This window comes from Yinghuangia sp. YIM S10712 (assembly GCF_051388935.1).
Classification (GTDB): domain Bacteria; phylum Actinomycetota; class Actinomycetes; order Streptomycetales; family Streptomycetaceae; genus Yinghuangia.
This window is the reverse complement of record NZ_JBPKBI010000021.1, coordinates 1-21943: the sequence shown is the minus strand read 5'-3', so window position 1 is coordinate 21943 and position 21943 is coordinate 1. Positions and strand designations below refer to the sequence as shown.

General features: G+C 69.2%; 21 protein-coding genes and 1 pseudogene. 9 read left to right on the top strand and 13 right to left on the bottom strand.

From position 1 onward, the window contains the following. Positions 1–3: 3 nt before the first annotated feature. On the bottom strand, positions 4–810 hold the full coding sequence (locus tag ACRX5W_RS28630; protein WP_436791249.1) for an enoyl-CoA hydratase/isomerase family protein: 807 nt from the start codon (positions 808–810) through the stop codon (positions 4–6). A gap of 280 nt (positions 811–1090) precedes the next feature. Here ACRX5W_RS28630 and ACRX5W_RS28625 point away from each other — a divergent pair, with 280 nt between their 5' ends. Then, entirely contained in the window at positions 1091–1873 is a 783-nt protein-coding gene (locus ACRX5W_RS28625; protein ID WP_436791248.1) for a FadR/GntR family transcriptional regulator, read from the top strand. A 248-nt stretch (positions 1874–2121) separates the two neighbouring features. Here ACRX5W_RS28625 and ACRX5W_RS28620 read toward each other — a convergent pair whose 3' ends face one another. Continuing rightward, positions 2122–2913 carry an enoyl-CoA hydratase gene (locus ACRX5W_RS28620; protein ID WP_436791247.1) on the bottom strand — a complete coding sequence of 264 codons (792 nt, stop codon included), beginning with the start codon at positions 2911–2913 and terminating at the stop codon, positions 2122–2124. Between the two features lie 289 nt (positions 2914–3202). Between ACRX5W_RS28620 and ACRX5W_RS28615 the strand changes: the two genes are divergently transcribed. Both ACRX5W_RS28615 and ACRX5W_RS28610 read left to right on the top strand, forming a co-directional pair. Beyond that, on the top strand, positions 3203–4096 hold the full coding sequence (locus ACRX5W_RS28615) for an enoyl-CoA hydratase/isomerase family protein (RefSeq protein WP_436791246.1): 894 nt from the start codon (positions 3203–3205) through the stop codon (positions 4094–4096). Between the two features lie 143 nt (positions 4097–4239). Next, positions 4240–5430, top strand: a complete 1191-nt coding sequence (locus ACRX5W_RS28610) for an amidohydrolase family protein (protein ID WP_436791245.1) — start codon at positions 4240–4242, stop codon at positions 5428–5430. Between the two features lie 210 nt (positions 5431–5640). Here the strand turns inward: ACRX5W_RS28610 and ACRX5W_RS28605 are convergent, their stop codons facing one another. After that, on the bottom strand, positions 5641–7125 hold the full coding sequence (locus tag ACRX5W_RS28605) for an MDR family MFS transporter (RefSeq protein ID WP_436791244.1): 1485 nt from the start codon (positions 7123–7125) through the stop codon (positions 5641–5643). Positions 7126–7396: 271 nt separating this feature from the next. Between ACRX5W_RS28605 and ACRX5W_RS28600 the strand changes: the two genes are divergently transcribed. Next, the gene (locus tag ACRX5W_RS28600) at positions 7397–8011 is read left to right on the top strand and encodes a TetR/AcrR family transcriptional regulator (protein WP_436791243.1); all 615 of its coding nucleotides are present in this window, start codon (positions 7397–7399) and stop codon (positions 8009–8011) included. 50 nt (positions 8012–8061) lie between these two features. Here the strand turns inward: ACRX5W_RS28600 and ACRX5W_RS28595 are convergent, their stop codons facing one another. The 5 genes and pseudogenes from ACRX5W_RS28595 to ACRX5W_RS28575 form a co-directional block, all read right to left on the bottom strand. Continuing rightward, positions 8062–8673: an MFS transporter gene (locus ACRX5W_RS28595; RefSeq protein ID WP_436791242.1), complete on the bottom strand. Its 612-nt coding sequence runs from the start codon at positions 8671–8673 to the stop codon at positions 8062–8064. A gap of 140 nt (positions 8674–8813) precedes the next feature. Continuing rightward, positions 8814–10076, bottom strand: coding sequence for a PP2C family protein-serine/threonine phosphatase (locus tag ACRX5W_RS28590; protein WP_436791241.1), 1263 nt, complete (start codon positions 10074–10076; stop codon positions 8814–8816). Next, positions 10076–10885, bottom strand: a complete 810-nt coding sequence (locus tag ACRX5W_RS28585) for an alpha/beta fold hydrolase (RefSeq protein ID WP_436791240.1) — start codon at positions 10883–10885, stop codon at positions 10076–10078. Before ACRX5W_RS28585 ends, ACRX5W_RS28590 begins: the two co-directional genes overlap by 1 nt. Before the next feature lie 467 nt (positions 10886–11352). Then, a pseudogene (locus ACRX5W_RS28580) lies at positions 11353–11553 on the bottom strand (hypothetical protein); the annotation flags it as partial. A 244-nt stretch (positions 11554–11797) separates the two neighbouring features. Then, the gene (locus tag ACRX5W_RS28575) at positions 11798–12112 is read right to left on the bottom strand and encodes a hypothetical protein (protein ID WP_436791239.1); all 315 of its coding nucleotides are present in this window, start codon (positions 12110–12112) and stop codon (positions 11798–11800) included. Between the two features lie 272 nt (positions 12113–12384). Between ACRX5W_RS28575 and ACRX5W_RS28570 the strand changes: the two genes are divergently transcribed. Then, complete coding sequence (locus tag ACRX5W_RS28570) at positions 12385–13359, top strand: L-threonylcarbamoyladenylate synthase (protein WP_436791311.1); 975 nt, start codon at positions 12385–12387, stop codon at positions 13357–13359. A 171-nt stretch (positions 13360–13530) separates the two neighbouring features. Beyond that, a complete protein-coding gene (locus ACRX5W_RS28565) occupies positions 13531–14220 on the top strand; it encodes a GNAT family N-acetyltransferase (protein ID WP_436791238.1) in 690 nt (229 codons plus the stop codon). Between the two features lie 134 nt (positions 14221–14354). Here the strand turns inward: ACRX5W_RS28565 and ACRX5W_RS28560 are convergent, their stop codons facing one another. Continuing rightward, the gene (locus ACRX5W_RS28560) at positions 14355–15005 is read right to left on the bottom strand and encodes a TetR/AcrR family transcriptional regulator (protein ID WP_436791237.1); all 651 of its coding nucleotides are present in this window, start codon (positions 15003–15005) and stop codon (positions 14355–14357) included. Between the two features lie 208 nt (positions 15006–15213). Here ACRX5W_RS28560 and ACRX5W_RS28555 point away from each other — a divergent pair, with 208 nt between their 5' ends. From ACRX5W_RS28555 to ACRX5W_RS28545, 3 genes are all read left to right on the top strand, one after another. Next, entirely contained in the window at positions 15214–16452 is a 1239-nt protein-coding gene (locus ACRX5W_RS28555) for a phytanoyl-CoA dioxygenase family protein (RefSeq protein ID WP_436791236.1), read from the top strand. Between the two features lie 118 nt (positions 16453–16570). Next, on the top strand, positions 16571–16861 hold the full coding sequence (locus ACRX5W_RS28550; RefSeq protein WP_436791235.1) for a hypothetical protein: 291 nt from the start codon (positions 16571–16573) through the stop codon (positions 16859–16861). Next, positions 16774–17721: an ABC transporter ATP-binding protein gene (locus tag ACRX5W_RS28545; protein WP_436791310.1), complete on the top strand. Its 948-nt coding sequence runs from the start codon at positions 16774–16776 to the stop codon at positions 17719–17721. Before ACRX5W_RS28550 ends, ACRX5W_RS28545 begins: the two co-directional genes overlap by 88 nt. A gap of 239 nt (positions 17722–17960) precedes the next feature. Here ACRX5W_RS28545 and ACRX5W_RS28540 read toward each other — a convergent pair whose 3' ends face one another. From ACRX5W_RS28540 to ACRX5W_RS28525, 4 genes are all read right to left on the bottom strand, one after another. After that, on the bottom strand, positions 17961–18578 hold the full coding sequence (locus tag ACRX5W_RS28540; RefSeq protein ID WP_436791234.1) for a TetR/AcrR family transcriptional regulator: 618 nt from the start codon (positions 18576–18578) through the stop codon (positions 17961–17963). Between the two features lie 251 nt (positions 18579–18829). After that, positions 18830–19744, bottom strand: a complete 915-nt coding sequence (locus ACRX5W_RS28535; RefSeq protein ID WP_436791233.1) for a TIGR03564 family F420-dependent LLM class oxidoreductase — start codon at positions 19742–19744, stop codon at positions 18830–18832. Positions 19745–19982: 238 nt separating this feature from the next. Further along, on the bottom strand, positions 19983–20990 hold the full coding sequence (locus tag ACRX5W_RS28530; RefSeq protein WP_436791232.1) for a TIGR03621 family F420-dependent LLM class oxidoreductase: 1008 nt from the start codon (positions 20988–20990) through the stop codon (positions 19983–19985). Next, positions 20983–21732, bottom strand: coding sequence for an SDR family NAD(P)-dependent oxidoreductase (locus tag ACRX5W_RS28525; RefSeq protein WP_436791231.1), 750 nt, complete (start codon positions 21730–21732; stop codon positions 20983–20985). Before ACRX5W_RS28525 ends, ACRX5W_RS28530 begins: the two co-directional genes overlap by 8 nt. Between the last annotated feature and the right edge of the window lie 211 nt (positions 21733–21943).

The window sequence follows — 21943 nt, the reverse complement described above, 5'->3', positions numbered from 1 at the left end:
CGTCTACCGCCCCTCGAATCGGGGGACCCTGCGCTCCTTGAACGCGGCGAGCCCTTCCTTGAAGTCGGCGGTACGCGACGACAGTTCGAACGCGTACGCCTCGTGCTCCATCGCTTCCACCAAACCCAGCTCCAGTCCTCTGTTGACCGCCCGCTTGGTCAGTCCCATCGCGACCGTGGCCGCGCTGCCGAGTTTCGCGACCAACTCGTCGGCGGTCGCCGTGAGTTGCGCGTCGGGCACCGCCCGGTGGATGAGTCCCCATGCCTCGGCTTCGGTACCGGACAACTCGCGGCCGAGCATGAGCAGTTCCTTCGCCCGGGCGATGCCGACCAGCCGGGGCAGCAGCCACGTGGCGCCGCTGTCGGGGCTGAAGCCGCGGTCCAGGAACGGCTCCCAGATGCGCGCGGACTCCGCGGCGATCGTGAAGTCGGCGGCGAGCGCCAATTGGCAGCCCAGGCCGGCGGCGTAGCCGGTCACGACGCACACAACAGGGAGTTGCACCTCGGTGACGAGTTGGATCAGCCGGTGCGCCTGGAGTGCCGTACGCCGTTGCACGCTGCCGGTGCGCGGTCGGCGTCGCTCGCCCGTGTTGGACGCCACCCAGTCCGCGCCGGAGCAGAAGTGGCCGCCGCTGCCCTCGATGACGACCACCCTCAGCTCGTCGTCGACGGCAGCAGCTTCCAGGGCCTCGATGATCGTGCGGACCGCGGTGGCGTCGAGGGCGTTCTTGCGGTGGGGACGGTTCAGACCGATGTGAAGAACACCGTTGTCCCGAACGAGAACCACGCCTGTCTCTGCGTCAACGCTCATGGACCAACCTTTGCCCTGGGCGTGATTCCTGCGGTCGGCCGTGCCACCCGCGCACGACCGTCTTGCATAATACTGCCCCGAGGATAAACGTCTACAGGTATCAATCACCCCACGGGAGAGCGGGCCGTATCGTCACCGCGGAACCTACTCCCCCGCAGTCGCTTCACCCGGCTCGGACCTGGCAAGTTCACCGAGATTCCGGTCCTCACGGCGAGTGACGGTTGATGTTAAAGTGTTGAGGTTTCCGCCCTTACGGCGCCAGCGGAGGAGAACCGGACAGGTGACCGACACCAGTAAGGAAAACCGGCACCGCGGAGCACCCCGGGAGAAACCCCAGCAGGTCGCCGACGAGCTGCGCCGGCTCATTGTGCGCGGTGATCTCGCCGAAGGAGAATCCCTTGGGCGCGAGCCGGACCTGATCAACCGTTTCGGCGTCTCGCGGCCCTCCCTGCGCGAAGCCTTGCGCATCCTCGAAACCGAGGGTCTGATCTCCGTCAAGCGCGGCGTCACCGGCGGCGTCATCGCGCACCGCCCCGACGAGCGCATGACCGCCCGTACCGCGGCCCTCGTCCTCCAGGCCCGCAACGTGCCCCTCGCGGACGTCTACGACGCGCGCAAGGTCATCGAGCCCACGGCCGCCCGGCTGGTGGCGTCGTCGCCCGACCGCAAGGAGGCAGCGGCCGAGCTGCGCCGCCTCATCACGGCGCAGCTCGAAACCATCGACGACCCCGAGGCCTTCGGCCGGGCCAACTCCCGCTTCCACTCCCGCCTCGTCGAACTCGCCGGCAACCAGACCCTCGGCATCGTCGCCGAAATGCTCAACGAGATCGTCGCCCGAGCCGTCGCCGCCGTCAGCCAGACCGGCACCTCCGTCGGCGAGGAGCCCACAGCGGCGGCCACCCGCGCCCGAGGCCTCCGCTCCCAAGCCCGCCTGGCCACCCTGATCGAGAACGGCGATGCCGAATCCGCCGAGAAGCACTGGGCCGAACACATGGACGTCGTCGGTCGTGTCATGCTCGCGCAGCGCGCGAAGACGGTCATCGACCTTATGCAGCACCACTGATCGGACGCGTTCACCAAAGGTCGCGGACACCACCGGCCCGACCGGTTCGCCGGGGCCGTCCCGGACACATCCCGTCGCCCACCCTGCGAACGACGCCGGCCACCCGGCCCCCCTGGCGTCGCAAGCCGCCGCTCGCCGTGACCGCCGCAGCCGACCGGTATCCCGAACGCGGCGGGCCGCCGTGGTCCGGCCGGCGCGACACACCGTCCCCCGGGTGCCCGCGTCTTGCGTCGCCGGAAACGGTCCGCTCACTCCGACTTGAGCTTGTCCTTCATCCCGTCCAGCCACGTCAGCATCGCGCTGCCGCTCACGCTGAGCGCGTTGCCGTGCCCCGTCTGGTGGATGTCGAACGCCGACTGAATCGCGGCGTGAAAGCCCTGCACGTCGAGGGTCTGGTTGACGGCACGCTTGACCTGGCGCAGGGCGAACGGAGGCATGCGGGCGATCCGGCGGGCAAGCTCCTCAGCCTTGTCGTCGAGTTCGTCGAGCGGGACGACGTGGTTGACCATGCCGCAGCGGGCGGCCTCCTCCGCGGTGATCGAACCGCCGGTGAACAGGATCTCCTTGGCCTTGCGGGCCCCGAACTCCCAAGTGTGGCCGTGGTATTCCACCCCTCCGATGCCCATGAGCGCGACCGGGTCGGAGAACTCGGCGTTCTCGGCGGCGACGATCAGGTCGCACGGCCAGCACAGCATCAGCCCGGCGGCGATGCACTTGCCCTGCACCGCCGCGATCGACGGCTTGGGGATGTTGCGCCACCTCAGCGCGTAGCCGAGGAACCGCTGTGCCTCCGCGTTGTAGATCCACTCCAGGGTGACCGGCTCCGGGGCCGGCCACCGGTCCTTGAGGTCGTGGCCGGCGGAGAAGTGGCGTCCATTGGCGCGCAGCACGATCACCCGTACCTGGTCGTCCGCTTCGGCCTCCCGCCATGCCGCGTCGAGTTCGTCGAGCAGCGCCCGGTTCTGCGCGTTGGCGGCCTCCGGCCGGTTGAGGGTCATGACCGCCACGCTGTCGGCGACTTCGTAAATGACGTTCGTCATGGGCCTGTTCCCGTCTGGTCAAGTCCGAGGGATGTCCGCTCCGGTGAAGTACGAGCCTTGCCAGGCCGACGCAAGCACGCAGCGGATCGGCCCGTCGCCCCGAGGCCGAGCGACCGCGCATGGCCGAGGGAGCCCCTGCATGCGTCCTCCCCGCGTTTCTCAACGACGCCCGACAGGGCCGTTCGCTGGACAGCTTCGCCAACCCCAGCAAACATATAGAGGTATATGCTGCTCCACGCCGACGGGCCGCGCAATGGTGCACGGACCACACACGGGAAGAGGTTCACCCATGGCCGAAGGTCGTGTGCTCCTCGAACGCGACGAGGAGACGGGCATCGCCCGTCTCACGCTCGACAACCCCGCGCGCCGCAACAGCTACGACCAGGCGATGCGGAACCAACTCGGCGCCCACCTGGACGAACTCGCGGACGACGACGCCATCAAGGTGGTCCACCTGCGCGGCAGCGAGGGCGTCTTCAGCGCCGGCGCCGACATGGCCGGCGCGTACTCCTGGTACGGGGCCGGCGCGAAGCCCGACCGGCGGCGCCCCAGCCAGCGCCGGCGTCTCGCGGTCGACCGCAAAACCTTCACGCTGTACCACAACTTCCTCGGCTACCCGAAGGCCACCGTCGCCGAAGTGCGCGGGTACGCCCTCGGCGGCGGGTTCGAACTCGCCCTGATGTCCGACATCTCCGTGGTTGCCGGCGACACGTCCGTCGGGATGCCCGCGACCCGCTTCCTCGGCCCCGCGCTCGGATCGCTCCACATGTTCTTCTACCGGCTCGGCCCGGTCGTCGCCCGGCGCCTCCTGCTGACCGGCGACATCGTGCCGGCCCGGGATCTCGCGCACCTCGCGGTCTTCACGGAGGTGATCGACGACGCCGACGTCGCGGCCCGCGCCGACTGGTGGGCGCACAAGGTCGCCAAGATGCCGGCCGACGGAATCGCCATCGCCAAGGAGGCGTTCCGGCTCGTCGAACAACTCCAGGGCTACCAGGGCGAGGAGGTGGCGAGCTACCTGTTCCACGCCTTCGGGACGAACCTGCGCTTCGAGGACGACGAGTTCAACTTCGTCAAGACGCGTGCCCAGCACGGCACCAAGCGCGCCTTCGAACTCCGCGACGCCCACTTCCACGTGGCGGACCCGAAGTCGCCCTCCACGTCGACGAACGGCTCCGACTGACGACCGGACCCACCCGCGTTTGCGGCGCCGCCGCCGGCAGCCCGGTCGCCGGAGAATGCCACGCCCGCACCCCGCGACCGGGCCGGGCGCGCAGGCGGGCCTTCGCTGTTGTCCACCACCGCCGCCGATGCTAAAAGATATATATGTTTAGCCTCGACTTCCCGGTTTTCGATGCCGACAACCACCTCTACGAAACCGCCGACGCGTTCACCCGCCACCTCCCCGAGCGGCACCGCAAACTGTTCCGCTTCGTGGACGTCAACGGGCGCAAGAAGCTCGTCGTCCGCAACACCATCACCGAGTTCATCCCGAACCCGACCTTCGACGTGGTGGCCCGCCCCGGCGCCCATATGGCGTTCTACAGCGGCGACAATCCCGAGGGGAAGACGCTGCGGGAACTGACCGGCGAGCCGATGCGGTCCATCCCGGCCTTCCGCGCCCCCGAACCGCGCATGGCTCTGCTCGACGAGCAGGGCATCGCCAAGGCCCTGATGTTCCCGACGCTCGCGAGCCTGATCGAGGAGCGCCTCCGCGACGACCCGTACCTCATCCAGGTGGCGATCCGCGCGTTCAACGAATGGCTGTACGACGAGTGGAAGTACGACTACGACGGCCGCATCTTCGCGACGCCGATCGTCAACCCGTGCGTGCTCGACGAAGGAATCGCCGAACTCGACAGGGTCGTCGACCGCGGCGCGAAGGCCGTGCTCATGCGCCCCGGACCGATAAGCGGGCTGCGCGGCACACGGTCGCCGTTCCTCCCCGACTTCGACCCGTTCTGGGCCCGGGTCCAGGAATCAGGCATAGTCGTCGCCCTGCACGCCTCTGACTCCGGGTTCCAGGAGTACGTCAACACCTGGGAGGGCAGCGGCGGTTCCGAGTACGTCGCCTTCCGCCCCAAGACCTTCCCCGAGGTGATCGACGGAGGACGCGTCATCCACGACACCTTCGCGTCCGCCGTCTGCCACGGCATGCTCACCCGCTTCCCGCGGGTCAAGCTCCTCAGCGTGGAGAACGGCGGAAGCTGGGTCGGCCCGCTGCTCCGCAACCTCGACCGTGCGTACAAGAAGATGCCGCAGGAGTTCCCCCAGCACCCCCGCGACATCTTCACCCGCAACGTGTGGGTCAACCCGTTCTGGGAGGACTCCACGCTCGGCTTGATCGACCTCGTCGGCGTCGACCGCGTGTGCTTCGGATCGGACTACCCGCACCCCGAGGGCCTCGCCGACCCGCTGTCGTGGCGCGGCGAACTCGGCGGCCTGTCCGAGGCATCGACGAGAAAGATCATGTCGGACAACATGTTCGACCTGATGGGCCTGTCCGCCGCAGCGTGAACGTGGGATCCGGCGACGAAGACGAACACCTCACCGACGCCCGGACCAGCGCAAGGAAGCCGCGCGCTCGGGCGGCGGCGACTCCCCGCGTTCCCCTCGGCCCGACCTGTCCCGGCTCCGAGCCGCACGCGCCGAGCGGCGACGTCATCGAGGCCGCCGGTCACCGGCGAGGCGGGTTGTCGGGACCGCACACCGCCCGCGGCGCCCGGGTCAGTGGATCGGGACCGGTTCCCCTCCGGCCGGGGGTCTGGCGTTGCGGACGAGGAAGGAGACCGCGATCCCCAGCACGCCGAGGCCGGCGCCCCACAGGAAGGCGTCCTGGATGCCCGCGGCCTGGGCTTCGACCGCCGTGGAGCCGGAGTCGGCGCTGCTGTTGGCGCCGCGGGTCATGACCGTGATGAACAAGGCGGTGCCGGCTGCTCCGGCGAACTGCTGGAGAGTGTTGAGGATCGCGCTGCCGTGCGAGTACAGGTGCGCGTCCAGCGACCCCAGCGCCGAGGTCATGAGCGGGGTCATCGCGAAGCCGATGCCGATGCAGGCGAGGACGTGGGTGGCGATGACGTACGCGATGTGGGTGCCGGAGTCGATGGCGCCCATCATGCCGAGGCCGACGGCCATGACCACGGTGCCCGGGATGACGAGGGGCCGCGGGCCGAAGCGGTCGGCGAGTTGGCCGACAACCGGTCCGAACAGACCCATGGCCAGGCCGCCGGGCAGGAGTATCAGGCCGGTCTTGAGGGTGCTCAGGTCGCGCACGTTCTGCAGGTAGAGCGGCAGCAGGATGAGCGCCCCGAACAGCGCTGCCATCGTGACGAACAGCAAGGTGACGCCGACGACGAATGAGCGGTTCATGAACGGGCGCAAATCCAGCAGCGCGGCTTCGTCGCGTTGCAGGCGGCGCTGCCGCAGGACGAAAAGCACGAGCGCGAGCGCGCCGATGACGAGCGGGACGGCCGGGTGCACCGGTGTGTGGCCGCTCGCCGATTCGCCGATGCTGCTCAGGCCGTAGATCAGGCCGCCGAACGCGACGGCGGACAGGAGTACGGAGAGCACGTCGAACCGCACGGTGCCCGGCTCGCCGGCGTTGCGGACCATGATCGCGCCCACGACGAGCGACAGGATCGCGATCGGCAGCACGCTCAGGAACAGCCAGCGCCAGCTCAGGGAATCAAGGATGAGCCCGGAGAAGGTCGGGCCGACGGCCGGGGCGACGGCGATCACGATCGACACCAGGCCCATCGTCCGGCCGCGCACGGCGGGCGGCACGAGCGTCATGATCGTGGTCATCAGCAGCGGCAGCATCAGCGCCGTCCCGGACGCCTGGATGACGCGGGCGACGAGCAGCACCCCGAACGCGGGCGCGAGGCCGGCGAGAAGCGTCCCTGCGGCGAACAGCGCAGTCGCGGTGAGGAAGACGGCCCGCGTGGTGAACCGCTGGAGGATGAGGCCGGTCGTCGGGATGACCACGGCCATCGTGAGCAGGTAGCCGGTCGTCAGCCACTGGGCCGTCGTGGCGCCGACCGAGAACTCGTTCATGAGCTTAGGCAGGGCGACGCTCATGACGGTCTCGTTGAGGATCATCACGAACGCGGCCATGATCGGCAGGCCGATCGCGATCTTCACGTGGCGGGGCATCGCCGTGTCGGTCTCGACGTCCCCCTTGGCCATCTCTGCCAGGCCGGCGCTGTGCTCCACGGCAGTGCTTGCCCCTTCTTTTTCGTACGAGCTTTCCGTACGAGATCAAGTCCTTGCATCCGAGGTCGATCGGGCGACCGCGCAGACGACAGACACCCGCCCTCGGGATTTTCAGTTTATGTCTTTGGTGTCAGTGACTGTCAAAGCGAGGCACGGTTCTGTTGGTCACATCCCTGAAGGAGCACTCATCCTGCGCGGGATCCGGCAGTCCGACATTGTTCGAATGTGACAGCGTCTGCACCGTAATTCAGCGCCTGCTAACGTTCACGTCATGAGCAGTTTGCGCGAGCTGTCGCGGCAGGCCGTGCGCACCCGCATCGCGGAGGCCGCGGAGGCTCTGTTCCTTGCCCAGGGGTTCCACGAGACCACGGTCGACGAGATCGCCGCCGCCGTCGGCATGTCCCAGCGCAGCTTCTTCCGGTACTTCGCCTCGAAGGAAGAAGTCGTCCTGGAGAAGTTCGACCGGCAGGGCGAGGAACTATTCGCCCGCCTGAACTCGCGTCCGCTCGACGAACCGGAGTGGGACTCGCTCCGGGCCTGTTTCGACGTCCTGGTCGTCCGTCTCAACGACGACGCTCAGCGGGACCGGGCGATCCAGGAGATCATCGAGAGCTGCCCGGCCCTGCTCGCGGCGCAATTGGAGCGCGTGAACCGCTTCCAGGAGCAGCTTGCGGACCGCCTGGCCGCCCGTGTCGTCGCCCGCGATCCGGAGGCGTTGCCCGACAGGCTGGTCCTGCGCGCGCTCGCGGGTGCGGCGTTCGCCTGTTTCCAGGCGGCGATCACGTACATCCTGCGCAGCAACGACGACCTCGCGCGCCTCGCGGACCATCTCGACCACACGATGGAAGCGCTGCGCCCCCTCGGTTCGGTCACCGCGGCGCACTGAGCCGTCGCCGCGTCGACGCGCCCGCACGGTGGTGCGGGCACCACGGCCGGTCAAGGAGCGGCGGGGGCGTCCGAAGCGTCGCCGGACACGGTTGGCGTGTTGCGGGTTCGTGCGCCGGAGGTGAGGAACAGGGAGGTGGCCGCAGCGGCGAATGACGCGACGGTCAGGAGGTACCAGACGGGGTCGAAGGCCTCGCTGGCGTCCGGGCCGGCGGAGGTGCCGAGCAGGACCACGACCAGGGACACCCCCAGCACGGCGCCGAGTTGGCGCAGCATGGTGATCACGCCGGAGCCGGTGGCGACATGCGCGGGCGGCACGGCGGTCGTGGCGGCGGCCACGAGGGTGGGCAGCATGAGGCCGACACCGAGGCCGGTGAGCAGCATGCCGGGGAGCATGCCCGCGGCATACGAGCCGTCCGTGTCGAGTGCGAGGGCCCACCACAGTGTGCCGGCCGCGAAGACCGCGCCGCCGGTGGCGGCGAGTACGGCGGGACCGGTACGCGCCGCCCACTTGCCCGCGAGGATCGAAGTCGGCGGGACGAGCAGCGGGCCGGGTGCGAACGCGACGCCGGTACGCAGCGTCCCACCGGCACGGTCCTGCCGGAACGGTTGCGGGGACAGAAAGAGGGTGCGTGACCCGACCTGGGGCGCCGCCTGACGCAACCGGACGAACACCTGGCGCCGCAACACCGCGTGGCCGCGTCAACACCGAACTCAACTACGGCTCACGGCAGTTCACGCTCAGCCTCGCCCGGCCCCGGGGCCCTCGCGGTGATCCCCGAGCCCGCGGCTGTGCGGCCCCGTCAGCGCGGCGTGCCGTGCAAGACAGGCGGTGGTCCTGCGCCATCCCGTTGCGGAGTCACGGCCAGTACGGCGGTGTCGTCCTCCACGCCGCCGCCGAAGGTGTCGAGGAGTTCGCGGATTGCGGCCACGGCGTGGGAGGCGGTGGCCGGGGCCAGCGATCGGGCGAACGCGAGAAGGGCGTCGTCCCCGTACCGGCCGCTGCCGTCGGCGGTGTAGGCCTCGGTGAGACCGTCGGTGTACAGGAGCAGGGTGTCGCCTGGTTCCAGGTGAACCGTGACGGTGGCGATCTGTACGTCCGGCAGGACGCCGATGAGCTGCCCTCCGGGGGTGGGCACGACGTCCGTGTGGCCGTCCCCACGCATCAGGAGTGCGGGAGGGTGCCCCCCGGCGGCCATGGCGACATGGAAGGCGCCGTCCGCGTCGCGGGTGAGGGTGCCGAAAATGACGGTGCAGAAACGCGGGTCGCCGCCACTCTCCTCCTGGTTCAGGACGGTGTTGAGATGCGCCAGCACCGAGGCGGGCGCGGGGTCGTAGACGGCGGCGGCACGCAGCGTATAGCGGATGAGGGAGGTCACGACTGCGGCGTCGGCGCCTTTGCCGCGTACGTCGCCCAGGAAGAAACCCCAGGTTCCGGCGCCCAGCGGGAACAGGTCGTAGAAGTCACCGCCGACCTCGTCGGTGGAGGCGATGTGGTAGTGCGCCGCGATGTCGAGGCCGGGCACATCGGCCAGGGCGGGCGGCAGCAGGGTCTTCTGCAGCGTCGCGTTGAGGCGGTGAAGGCGTTCCCGCTCGCTCTCCGATTCCCGGTGGGCGCGCAGCAGTTCCTCTTCGTAGGCGCGTCGCTCGCGGGCGTCGAACACGGTGGTACGGATCAGCACCGGCGTCCCGTCACCGCTGGTCTTCACGGTCGACGTCACCAGGACCGGCAGCCGACTGCCGTCCGTTGTCCGGAGCTCCAGGGCGATGCCGTTGACCTCACCCTGCATGCGGAGCAACGGGGCGAAGTGGGTTTCGTGGTACAACCGGCCGCCGACCGTCAGCAGGTCGGAGAACTTCTTGTGGCCCACCAGCTCGTCCCGCCGGTAGCCGAGCCAGTCGAGCAGAGTCGAGTTGATCTTGGCGATCCGGCCGTCCATGAGGGTGGAGAGGTAGCCGCACGGTGCGTTGTCGTACAGCTCCTCGGCGTCGTCCTCCAGCAATGCCGCGAACGCCGCCCGGTCGTCGCGGGCGGCGTCTCCGCCGTCGTGACCGTCTGTGCACATCATCGTGTTTCTCTGGCGAAGCCGGCGATCGCGGCTGCGGTCTCCTCGGGCGCGGCGAGCTGGGGGCAGTGGCCGGTGGCGTTCAAGGTCACCAGTCGGCTTCCCGCAATCTGCGCGTGCACGTAGGCTCCGACCTCCGGCGGGGCGATGGCGTCGTCGGAGCATCGCACGACCAGGGTCGGCACGGTCACTCGCGCGAGGTCGCTGCGGTTGTCGGACAAAAACGTCACGCGGGCGAAGAGGCGGGCGATGACGGGGTCGGTACGGCAGAAGCTCTCGGTCAGTTCCTCGGCGAGTTCGGGACGCTCGGGGTTGCCCATGATGACCGGGGCCATCTCGCTCGACCACCCCAGGTAGTTCGCGTCCAGCGACTCCAGCAACTCCTCGATGTCGGCCGTGCTGAACCCGCCCCGATAGCCGGCGGCCGGGTCGTCGATGAACGACGGCGAGGGCACGAGCAAGACCAGCCCGGCGAACGCCTCGGGTTCTCGCGCGGCGGCCAGAACACCCATCATCGCGCTCACCGAGTGGCCCACGAACGTCACGGGCCCCAGGCCGACCTCGTGGCAGATCTCCAGGACATCCTCGGCGTATCCCGCCATCGACGAGTACCGCTCTTCGCTCCACGCGGCGAGGTCCGAGCGCCCGGCCCCCACGTGGTCGAAGAGCACGAGGGTGAACTCGTCTTCCAACAGCGGCACGACCTGACGCCACATGTTCTGGTCGCACCCGAACCCGTGCGCCAGCACCACCACCGGCCCGCCGGTGCGGCCGAGCACCGTCACCTGGTTCCTGGTTCGCACACCCATGCGGACCATCGTCGCAAGATCTCTTTCAGCCTGCGATTCCGCGCCGTGTCCCGCCTCGCATGTGCGGCTCAGCGCCGGCCGACTCCGGCGCCGATGCGCACGCGGCCGAGACGAGCACGTATCCCAACGCCGTGGCTCCGGGTGCGGCGACCGGTGCGCGGGCGGGCCGACCTGCTCGGGCGTGAGCGGTGGCGCGGGGCCACGGCGTGCACAAGACTGCGGATTCGGTAGCGGAGAGACATCGCTTACCTCTCTTTTGAAGGTGTTCAGGGCGTTGTTGTACGCAGTGCCCCAACACGTCCACCTCATGCGACGGAAGTCGTGACTCGGCGGCGCAGCAAGCCGGTTCCCGCCGAAGGGCCGGACCTCGGCGATCTCCGGAAGCGGGTGCCTTGCGCATGCGGCGGCTCGCGGATCTCGCGGGTCGCGGCAGTCCCCGCCCGCCGCGGCAGCACACGAGGCGCACTTCACCGACCCGAGCGATTGCGTCCGAGTGCCCCCAAGCCGTGAGCAACGCCGCCGCCCGCCCGCAAGGGGGCCTTCGGTCTCCGTCGTGGCGGCGTCGTGCACGTGCGAGATTCGAGGCGGATCAGTGCCTCGCGGATGGGAGTGCGGGAGACGCCGTGGCGCTCGCTGAGCACCGCGGGGATGAGCACGGTGCCCGGCGGCCACTCGCCGTCTGGATGCTCGCGCGGATGCGCTCATGGTGCCCGGCCCGGGCACCGGGTGCCGTCGTACTCGTCTGCTTCACCTGCCGCGGTGACAGCCGTCGACCCGCTCGGCCGGGGCCGGGCCGACGGCTGTCACTCTCTTGGCCCGCGCTCGACCTGTTCGGCGCTGAACCGGCGCTCACGGCGCCCGTCCGCACGGCCGCGCTGGTCAGGCTCGGCACGATCAGAGGGATCAGCGAGGTCAGGGCATCACCCAGAACGACCCGGCGCCCTGAACGTTCATCCCGTACCCGGGCAGCACCTCCACTTCCGCTCCCCCGGCGCAGTACTGGTCCTGATAGACCTTGACCGGCTTGTCCGTGAGGTTCGACAGCACCTGGGCGGAGTAGGGCAGTTGGTGACAGCCTGACGGGTCCTGGTGGACCTCCAGTGGCACGGCGTCGGCGGTGTAGACCGCGACCTGCCCGGTTGCGGCGGCCTGCGCGCCCCCTGCCGACCCCAGGACGGAACCCGCCGCGACCAGGAACACCAAAACCATCTGTGCGCGCACGATCATCCTCACCACGAAGATCCCGCATCGAACGCGGGCTTGGTCCCATGAGGTAGCGCGCAGGCATCGCCAGATCCAACCCGTTCGGTTGTTTTCACTCGAACGGAACGGTCTTGCCCCTCACCGCAGGAGCCGGCGATGGTCCGCGTGGGCTTGTCGGGGCCCGGCCGAGCACGGCGCCATGGAGCCGGCGCCGGATCCCCGGCAAGGCAGACGGAGCGTGGGCGGACCACGGGAGGCAAATCGGCAACCGCGGCAGTGAGAAGATTGCGAGGGTGATGGCAAGAATTAGCGACATCGAGAAGGCGGCCACGCTGCTGCGCGCCGGCCGCCTCGTGGCCTTCCCGACCGAAACCGTCTACGGCCTGGGCGCCGACGCCGAGGACCCCGACGCCGTCGCGCGGATCTTCCGGGCCAAGGGACGACCGCCCTCCCACCCGCTGATCGTCCACATCGGTGGCGCGGAGAACCTCGGCGACTGGGTCGAGGACGTGCCCGCCACAGCGCGTCTGTTGGCCGAACGCTTCTGGCCGGGGCCGCTCACGCTGGTCCTGCGGCGCGGCCGGCGGGTTTCCCTCGCAGCGACCGGCGGCCTGGAGACGGTGGCCGTCCGCGTGCCCGACCACCCCGTCGCCCTCGCGCTTTTGGCGGCCTTCGGCGGTGGTGTCGCTGCCCCCTCCGCCAACCGCTTCGGGTCCGTCAGCCCCACCACCGCGAGCCACGTCCGTGCGGAACTCGGTGATGCCGTCGACTTCGTGCTGGACGGCGGCTCTTGCGGCGTCGGTGTCGAGTCGACCATCGTCGACGCCACGGGGGACGTCCCGACCATCCTCCGCCCCGGCGGGGTGACTCGCGAAGATCTCGAAGCGGCCCTGGGACGCCCGCTCGCAGTCCCGTCGGCGAGCCGCGTCCGGGTTCCGGGCCAGCACCCCTCCCACTATGCGCCGCGTGCGCGAGTTGTCCTCGTCGAACCCGAAAAGGTCGTCGCCGAGGCGGAGCTCGCCCAGGAACTGGGGCACCGGGTGGGGGTGTTCCTGCCTCCCTCGTTCGCTGACGCCGAGGTGAAGGCGCACGCCGCAGTGGAGGTCCCGGGTTCGATGGCCGAATACGCACGCGGGCTCTACGGGTTCCTGCGCGAGCTCGACCGGCAAGGGTGCGACCTCATCGTCGCGTCTTTGCCGGCGCAGGAGGGACTGGGCCTCGCGATCGCCAACCGGCTCCACCGAGCCGCCGGACCACGTCCCTCCGCGTGACCCGAGGTACGACCGCACCATCGGCGAGGCTCGGGCCGCGCGCTGCAAAGGTTCTGCTTCACAGGCGGCGCCGGGCCTCACGAGGGCGATAAAATCTATGCTTCAACAATTTTATACGTTAGCCTCATCCCGACTCGCGCACGCCGGCTTGCCCGAAAGGCTGTGACCGACATGGCACCTGACATCGAGGCACGACAGGGGAACGGGGATCGAGGCGATCCGTCAACGGCGGCGACCTCGCCGGCGGTGCGCCCGTTCCGGCCCGACGACCGAGCCTCCCTCGACGAAATCTGTATCCGCACCGCGCACATCGGCGAGGACGGCATCCCCGGCCGGAGAGACGCCGGAATCCTTCCGGCGATCTTCACTCAGCCCTATGTCGAACTGGAGCCGGACCTCGTGTTCGTGCTGGACGACGGCCGAGGACAGCCTGTCGGCTACATTCTCGGCACCGCGGACACGCCCCGATTCGCCGAGGACTTCCGCGCCAAGTGGCTTCCGTTGATCGCCGACCGCTACCCCGCGCCCAGCGGTCCGCCCGGCACCGCGGACGAGGCGATGGTGGCGGTCCTGCACAGCCCCGAACGTATGGTCGTCCCCGAACTCGCCGATTATCCCGCGCACTTGCATATCGATCTGCTTCCCGGGACACAGGGGCGCGGTCATGGTCGGGAGCTGATGCGGACCTTCCTTCAGGCCCTTCAGGATCGCGGGGTGCCTGCCGTCCATCTGATGATGGCGACGGCCAACGTCCAGGCCCGTGCCTTCTACGAACGCCTGGGGTTCGAGGAGATTGCCGTGCCGGATTCGGGGCCGATGACCTGTCTCGGACGTACGACTCAAGCGCTCGATGCGCTGTAACGACCGGGAATGCACGCCCGGCGTTTTGCGCCGACCGCACACCGGCTGCGGTGAACTCCCCTAGCGGTGTTGAGAGTTCCGGTCGTCACGCGTGTGGACGCAGGCAATCGCAAGCCCGGCGGCCTCGACGTTCGTCAGCCGTGCATGACACGACGGTCCCGCCATCGCGCGAGGGTGACGTCCAGATGGGCGCTGAACAAGCCGAGGAGGTCGAGGCGGGGGTCGATGAGCCAGTCCGCCTGCATTCCGTTCATCGCCGCCAGGAGGGCACGGACCTCCACGTTGATCTGGCGGTCGGTCATGGGCGGGACGTCGCCGCGTGCGATGGCTTCGGCAAGTTTGGCGGAGTATTCGTCGACGGCTTGCCGCTGCCGGTCGCGAACGTAGGTGTGGGCGGGATGAGTGTCGGTGGTTGCCTCGGCGCGGAGGGTGAGGATCAGCGTGATGAGGCCGCGGTGCTCCATGTGGTGGCGCAACAGGTCGGGCAGTGCCTCGAAGAAGGCGATGCCGACACGGTCGGCGTGCGAGGCATGCACGGCTGTGGCGTCCCAGTGCCGCAGGACGGCGTTGAGCAGGCCCTCCTTGCTGCCGAAGTGCTGCACGAGGCTCGCCGCGGTGACACCCACCTCCACGGCGATCTGACGCAGCGAGCCGCCGGCATAGCCCCGCTCGGCGAAGACTCTGGCCGCGGCCTGCACGATCTGGGCCCTGGTCTCGTTCCCGTTGCGGTACGGCCCGCGCGGCACGCCGCGGCCCTGCGTCGTCTTGGACTGGGCTGCGGCCACGGGAGTTCCTTTCGTCGGATGGCTCTTGACACATCAGCTTAACGTCCGTTTACATTTCAAACAGTGTAAACGACTGTTCATGTTCCACCACGTCTCCCCGAGGGGGAGCCGCATGCGGTGGCGCGTCCGCGACCGGCCCGATCGTCCGGGCAGCGCATTGATGCGTGGGGTCCCCGACGCGTCCGCGCACAGCATGAAAGGAACCGGCATGTCTGTTGCCCTGGATCGTCGTACGCGTCGTGACGCCGACCTGCGCCATGTGGACCTCGAAGCGTTCGTCGCATCGGACTTCCCCGGCCTCGCCGCACGCAACGGTTCTGTCGTGGCGCGGGGAATCGAAGCCCTGAAGGCTCCCCCACTCGCCGTCGAAGTCGGCGACACGGCATGGTCCTTCGCGAGAAGCGGCGACACACTGGCCGTGGTGCCAGGCATCGCGGGCGGCGCGGTCGTGGTGAACCTCAGCGAGGAGGAATTCTCCGACTGGGTGCAAAACCAGCGCTCCTTCAACAGCATGCTCACCGCTCGGAACCTGCGTTACCGCGGCGGCACCGAGCGCGACATCTCGGTGTGGGACTCGCTGTGGCTGGCGCTGTTGGAGGGCTGGCCCGTCGTGGACGACGCCATCGCGTTCCACGACCGCCACGGCGACCCACTCGCCCTGGACCGCATCTTCACGCCCGACGACGACCCGGCCGACATCGCGCACTTCCTGCGCGAGGCCGGCTACCTGCACCTGCGCGGCTGGGTGGACCCCGCGGACATGCGGCGGATCTCCGACGACATCGACCGGGTGCTCCCGAACCGCCAGGAGGGGGACGGGCGTTCGTGGTGGGCCACGCTCGCGGACGGCACCCGGCGGTGCGTCCGGCTCCAGGAGTTCGTCGAGCATTCGCCGACCACCGCCGCCATCCTGCGCAGCGACCGGTGGGACAGACTGCGCCGCGTCATCGCCGACGGCGACGACCTCGTACAGGCCCCGGTGGAGGGGCGCTGCGTCGAGGCGCTGGTCAAACCGGTCGGTGTCGTCGTCGGCCCCTCCGACGTGTCGTTCCACCGCGACTGCCACCTCGGCCGCCACGCGTACCGCTGCTCCGGCACGACCGTGGGGATCTCGGTCACGGGCAGCAGCGAGGCGAACGGCCAACTGCGGGTCATCGCCGGCTCACACCGCGTCCTGATGCCCGTCGAGGTCGCGAAGACCGAACCATACCTGCCGGTCGTCGCGGTCCCCACCCTGCCGGGAGACCTCACCGTGCACCTGTCCTGCACCCTCCACGAGGCGACCCCGCCGCGCCTCGAAGAGCGACGCGTCATGTACGCCGGCTTCACCCTCGCGGCGCGCGACGGGGACAACGCCGAAGGCGGCCGTGCGCTGACCGAACTCCGCGAGCGCGTCACCGACATCCTGCGTGACGATGCCGACCCGACGCACACGCAGCCCGCGTAACGACGACGAGACCGGCGGCATCGCCGAGTTCCGAAACAGGAGGGAACCGAGGTGATGGGGGGCACAGGCTTGGCCACGCACTCGTGTGCATCCTGCCGCTCGTTGTCAGGGCACGGGCATGCCGACGACAAGTAACCGCGGCAGGAACACGCTTCACGCGTTCCGCGTCCTGTTCGCACACGCCGGCGACGGCCGACGGATGCTGATCGCCGGGTACGTCCTGATCCTCGTCGACGCCCTCTCGCAGATCTTGGCCCCGGCCATCTTCCGAGTGGTGCTCAACCGCATCGACGAGGACCCCGACCGGTTCCTCCGCTCCGGCTGGCAGGGGCCGCTGCTCGCCGCGTTCGCGGCCGCGGCGACGTTCATCACCGCGGCGTACTTTGGCTGCGCGGGGCAAGCTCCCTGACCCAGGTCATCACCACGCTGCCGGAGGTCATCGCCGGCCTGACCGCCGGAGAACGCGCCGCTGAGCTCCTCGACGAGCAGCCCTCCGTACAAGACCGGCCCAAGGCAGCCGGCCTGACCGTCACCAGCGGCCGCGTCGCTTTCGAGAACGTCTCCTTCGCCTACCCCGGACGTCTCTCCCGCCTCGTCCTCGACGACTTCAACCTGACCATCCGCCCCGGGCACACCGTCGCACTCGTCGGGCCGTCCGGCGCCGGCAAATCCACCGCCGCCCAACTCCTGCTGCGATTTTTCGACCCCACCAGCGGCCGCGTCACCATCGACGGCCAGGATCTCCGCGACATCACCCAGGCATCGGTCCGCGCGGCGGTCGGGATCGTCTTCCAGGACTCCCCGCTCATGAGCGGAACCCTGGCCCGCAATCTGCGCCTGGCCAAACCGGACGCGACCGACGAGGAAATCGAATACGCCCTGGAAGCCGCCAACGCCTGGGATTTCGTGCGGACTTGGGAGCACGGGATCCACACCGAACTCGGCGAACGCGGCGTCACCCTCTCCGGCGGACAGCGCCAACGCATCGCCATCGCCCGCGTCATGCTGAAGGACCCCGCCATCGTCGTCCTCGACGAAGCCACCAGCGCCCTGGACGCCACAAGCGAACGTGCGGTCCAAAACGCCCTCAACCGGCTCCTCAGCGACAGGACGTCGCTCGTCATCGCCCACCGCCTCGCCACGATCCGCAACGCCGACCGGATCGCCGTCGTCGAACACGGACGCATCGCCGACATGGGCACACACACGGCGCTCCTGAAATCCTCGGCCACCTACCGCTCCTACTGCCGCGAGCAGTCCGTCGCCTGACAGCGCGGGTGCCAAGGGAGACAACGGTCCGGCGCCGCAACATGCCCCGACTCCAAGCAGGTTGTGCCGTTCTGCCGTCGAGGCGCGGTCGACAACGCCGACCACGTCGACGGCCGGTCACCGGGCCGCGGACTGCGGGCTGCGGGCATCGTCTCCTACGACGGGATCCTCGAACAGGCACTGCACGATCCGCCGCACCGACGTGCCGCCCCCGAGGCGACGTGCCAAGTGGTCACCGATCAACCATCGTTCGTGGGATCGACGTCCGGCTTGTCGTCCAGGGGCTCGACTCGGTCGAGGAAGCGCTCAAGGTAGGCCATCGTTTCGGCATGCGACGTCGTCATGCCCGTGGACTGCTCCATGGCGACCATGCGGGGCGTGCTCGTGATCAGAAAGACCAGGACGTCCGGTGAGATCGGTTCATCGAGGAACCTGTCATCGCTCAGGGTGCGGGAAACGGCTTCCAGAGCGAGTGCGCGTGCCTTCTCCCCCGCCTGGGCCATCTCGGCGCGGATCGCCTTGCGGTGGTTGGCGACGGCCACGAGCTCCGCGGTCAGGGCCGTCGCTTCCTTGTGGTTCGCATACTTCCACAACGCACGCAGCGGGCGGTCGGTTGCAAGGCCCTTGACGAGTTCGTTGAGACTGCGTTCGGAGCGTTCTCGGACCATGGTCGCGAACAGGTCGTCGAACGTCGGGAAGTAGTACTGGACCAGGGCACCCGTGACCCCCGCCTTGGCGCCCAGGGTGCGATAGGAGATGGCGGCGTACCCCTCCTCCAGCATCAGTTGCTCGGCGCACTCCAGGATCCGTGCGCGGGTCTCGGAGCTCTCTCTGCCCACTCGGCGGCGTGCAGCCATCGGATACCTTTCGCGACCTGGGTACGGCTGGGGCCATACTGCACCCGAGGCGACCGCACCGCCGCGACATCGTACGGGGTATGGCCCCGCCGGCCCGCATCGCGGCTCTTCCTTCCTACCGGTTGTTTGCCTGCTCGCTTCGCTGAGGGCCCGGCCCCCTGACGCCCGGGCCCTCATCGGGCCACAGGCCTGCACCGGGGTCTGCCACGCCACCCCGCAGGCGATCGCAGGCGGGGTGGCAACGTCGACGGTCAGCAGACCAGTCCCCGGAGCAGGTCCCGGGTTCGCCTGAGCGAGCCACGGGTGTCGTCGCCGGCGGGGACGATGTGGGCGTGGACGTCGGTGGCGCCGGCGTCCACGAGAGCGCGCAACTGGGCCTCGACGGCCTTCTCGTCGCCGATGATCGCGGCGTCTGCGGGGGTTTCGGCTCCGCCGATCTCCATGATCCGCTGGTAGGCGGGGGAGTTCGCGTACACCACCGCTTGCGCGGCGACCGCGGCGCGGGCCTCCGCCTTGTCGTCGTGCACACACACCGGCAGGCCCGCGACAATACGCGGCGCCGGCTTGCCGGCGGCCTGGGCCGCAGCGGACAGCCGCGGGTGGATGTGGCGTTCGATGGCCGCCGCGGGGGCCATCCACAGCACCGCCCCGTCCGCGTACGTGCCGGCCACCCGCAGCATGCGCGGCGACAACGCGGCCAGCAGCACCGGCACCGGGTGCACGGCCGTGACCGCCCCGGCCCTGGCGTGTGTGATCCACTCCTCGCCGTCGAAGTCGACCGCCTCACCGCGCAGCAGCGCGGTGACGATCCGCAAATACTCCTCGGTGTTGCGGCCGGGACGGTCGTACGAAAGCCCGTACACCCCCGCGATGTTCCCCGCGTGCGACGCACCCAGGCCCAAGGTGAAGCCCGCCCGGCCCATGCCCGCCACAACCGACGCCGCCCGCTGCGCCTGCAACAGCGGGTGGCACGGATACGTCTGCAACACCGCGGTGCCCAGCTCGATCGTCGACGTCTCCCGGCCCGCCAAGGCGAGCGAGACCAGCGGGTCGCCCTGCACGAGACTCGCGTACCAGAGAGAGTGGAAACCCTCGGCCTCCGCACGCTTCGCCTGTTCGACCAGTTTGTCCGGCGTTGATCCGCCGCCTGTCAGACCAATACGCATTCGGCATTCATCTTTCTCGGAAGGCCTGCTCGGGAGGCTTGCTCGGGAGGCTTGCTCGCGATCCCACGACGGCGACCTGTCGCCTCACCACCTTCTCCATGAGAGGTGGGCCTCAGGCACAGAGGTCGTACGACTGGGCGTCGAGCTGGTCGCGTGTTGGGTGGAGACGTGCTCGCCGCGCCCATCACCCGACCATGTCGGTCGGGTGATGGGCCCGGCTCCCGCTTTCCCCGCCCGACTACCGGCCGGTCAGTTTCGCAACGATGGGGGCGAACTCCTCCATGTGTTTGCGGGGGATGGTGATGTAGTTCATGCCTGTGGTCTCGCGGCGTTCTTGGAGGCGGTCGATGATCTCCTCCGCTGATCCGGCCAGCACGTTGGGGTGGTGCCTCAGCAGGTCGGGGCCCGCCTCGGGGAGTGCCTTGCGCAGGTTCGCCGACCAGCGTTCGAGTGTTGCGTCCGGGTCGTCGGTGACGGCGACGAGGTACGGCGAGCTCTCCAGTTCCAGTGCGTCGAAGCGCGAACCCGCTGCTTCCCGGACGACGGCGTAGCGTCGCCGGGCCTCTTCTGCGGGAGTGAGTCCGGCGTCGTTGCGGGGTGTCCAGCCGACGTTGGACATGCTGACGATGTCGGCCTCGCGGGCTGCCAGGGACAGCACGCGCTTCTTGGCGCCGCCGATCAGGATGCGGGGGCGGGGCTGCTGTGCGGGGACCGGGAGGCCGGCGTAGCCGCTGACGTTCACGTGCTCGCCGTGGACGTCGATCGGCTCGCCCGACCAGTGCGCCTTGACGAGGGCGACGACTTCTTCGAGTTTCGACACCCGCTTGGGTGCGTCGTGGAAGGTGAGGCCCATGGCCTCGTACTCGCCCTGGTTGGTGCCGGCACCGATGCCGAACTCCAGGCGCCCGTCGGACAGGAGGTCGATCGTCGCGGCTTCCTTCGCCAGCGCCGCGGGGACGTGGTAGTCGATGCAGAAGACGCGGCAGCCGACCCGCAGTGTGGTGGTCCAGGCGGCTGCGGCGGCCATCGCGGCGATGGGCGCGAGGTGCTGCGGGCGCAGGAGCGTTCGGGCGCTGACGGGACCTGGGCCGATGTAGTGGTCGGCGAGGAACAGCGTGGAGTAGCCGGCGGATTCGACACGGCGGGCCAGGTCACGCCACTCGGTCGCGGACTTGGCCGTGGTCGTCTGGACGGCAAATCGGAACGGGCGCACGTGCGATGCGGACTCGGCCACGGACTCAGCCACAGACGTAGCCTCCGTCGACGGGCAGGGCCACGCCGGTGACGAACGACGACTCGTCGCTCGCGAGGAACAGCGCGGCGGCGGCGAGTTCGCGCGACAGACCCCAGCGCTTCATCGGCTGCGGGGGCTGGAATGCGTCGGCGGGCGGTTCGGGGTGCTGCTCGGAGCCGGGGACCAGGCCGGTCCAGACCATGCCCGGGCAGATGGCGTTGACCCGGATGTTCTGGGTGGCGTAGTCGAGGGCGACCGCCTTGGTCATCTGGATCACGCCGCCCTTGGACGCTCCGTAGACGGAGTTCTTGGGCCACCCGACCAGGCCGGCCGCCGACGCGGTGCTGATGACCGAGCCGCCGCCGCTGCGGAGCATCGCGGGAATGCCGTACTTCATCCCGAAGAACACGCCCTTCAGGTTCACCCCGACGACGAGGTCGAAGTTCTCCTCGGTCTGCTCCGTGATCAGCAGCTTCGGACCACCGATGCCCGCGTTGTTGAACAGGACGTCCAGTCGGCCGAAACGCTCTTCGGCGACCGAGACCATCCGCTCGACGTCGGCCGCGACCGCGACGTTGACGTTGACCGCGACTGCGGCCTCGCCGATCGCGGCTGCGGTCTCCTTCTCCGCGCCGCTGACATCGGCACAGACGACCTTCGCCCCCTCCACCGCGAAGAGCTCAGCGCTTGCGCGGCCTATACCCGACCCGGCACCGGTGACGATCGCGACCTTGCCTTCGAGTCGACCTGCCATGTTGTCTTCCTTCCTCCGCGCTCGACCCCCGGTCCGCCCGTCGATCCCGACGGCTTCCGGCCGTGTGACGAACGTCGGGTGCGCTGCCCCTGACATTTTCGTTTGACGACCGTATAACATCGGCGACCACGGCTCCGAGAGAGGGAGGAAGTCATGTCGATCACGGTCACCGCGGTGACGCCGAACATCGGCGCCCGGATCACCGGAATCA

Coding starts and splice junctions, on each gene's coding strand:
- ACRX5W_RS28630 (WP_436791249.1), bottom strand. CDS start 810: ATGAGCGTTGACGCAGAGACAGGCGTGGTTCTCGTTCGGGACAACGGT.
- ACRX5W_RS28620 (WP_436791247.1), bottom strand. CDS start 2,913: ATGACGAACGTCATTTACGAAGTCGCCGACAGCGTGGCGGTCATGACC.
- ACRX5W_RS28615 (WP_436791246.1), top strand. CDS start 3,203: ATGGCCGAAGGTCGTGTGCTCCTCGAACGCGACGAGGAGACGGGCATC.
- ACRX5W_RS28610 (WP_436791245.1), top strand. CDS start 4,240: ATGTTTAGCCTCGACTTCCCGGTTTTCGATGCCGACAACCACCTCTAC.
- ACRX5W_RS28600 (WP_436791243.1), top strand. CDS start 7,397: ATGAGCAGTTTGCGCGAGCTGTCGCGGCAGGCCGTGCGCACCCGCATC.
- ACRX5W_RS28590 (WP_436791241.1), bottom strand. CDS start 10,076: ATGTGCACAGACGGTCACGACGGCGGAGACGCCGCCCGCGACGACCGG.
- ACRX5W_RS28585 (WP_436791240.1), bottom strand. CDS start 10,885: ATGGGTGTGCGAACCAGGAACCAGGTGACGGTGCTCGGCCGCACCGGC.
- ACRX5W_RS28575 (WP_436791239.1), bottom strand. CDS start 12,112: ATGATCGTGCGCGCACAGATGGTTTTGGTGTTCCTGGTCGCGGCGGGT.
- ACRX5W_RS28570 (WP_436791311.1), top strand. CDS start 12,385: ATGGCAAGAATTAGCGACATCGAGAAGGCGGCCACGCTGCTGCGCGCC.
- ACRX5W_RS28565 (WP_436791238.1), top strand. CDS start 13,531: ATGGCACCTGACATCGAGGCACGACAGGGGAACGGGGATCGAGGCGAT.
- ACRX5W_RS28555 (WP_436791236.1), top strand. CDS start 15,214: ATGTCTGTTGCCCTGGATCGTCGTACGCGTCGTGACGCCGACCTGCGC.
- ACRX5W_RS28550 (WP_436791235.1), top strand. CDS start 16,571: ATGCCGACGACAAGTAACCGCGGCAGGAACACGCTTCACGCGTTCCGC.
- ACRX5W_RS28540 (WP_436791234.1), bottom strand. CDS start 18,578: ATGGCTGCACGCCGCCGAGTGGGCAGAGAGAGCTCCGAGACCCGCGCA.
- ACRX5W_RS28535 (WP_436791233.1), bottom strand. CDS start 19,744: ATGCGTATTGGTCTGACAGGCGGCGGATCAACGCCGGACAAACTGGTC.
- ACRX5W_RS28525 (WP_436791231.1), bottom strand. CDS start 21,732: ATGGCAGGTCGACTCGAAGGCAAGGTCGCGATCGTCACCGGTGCCGGG.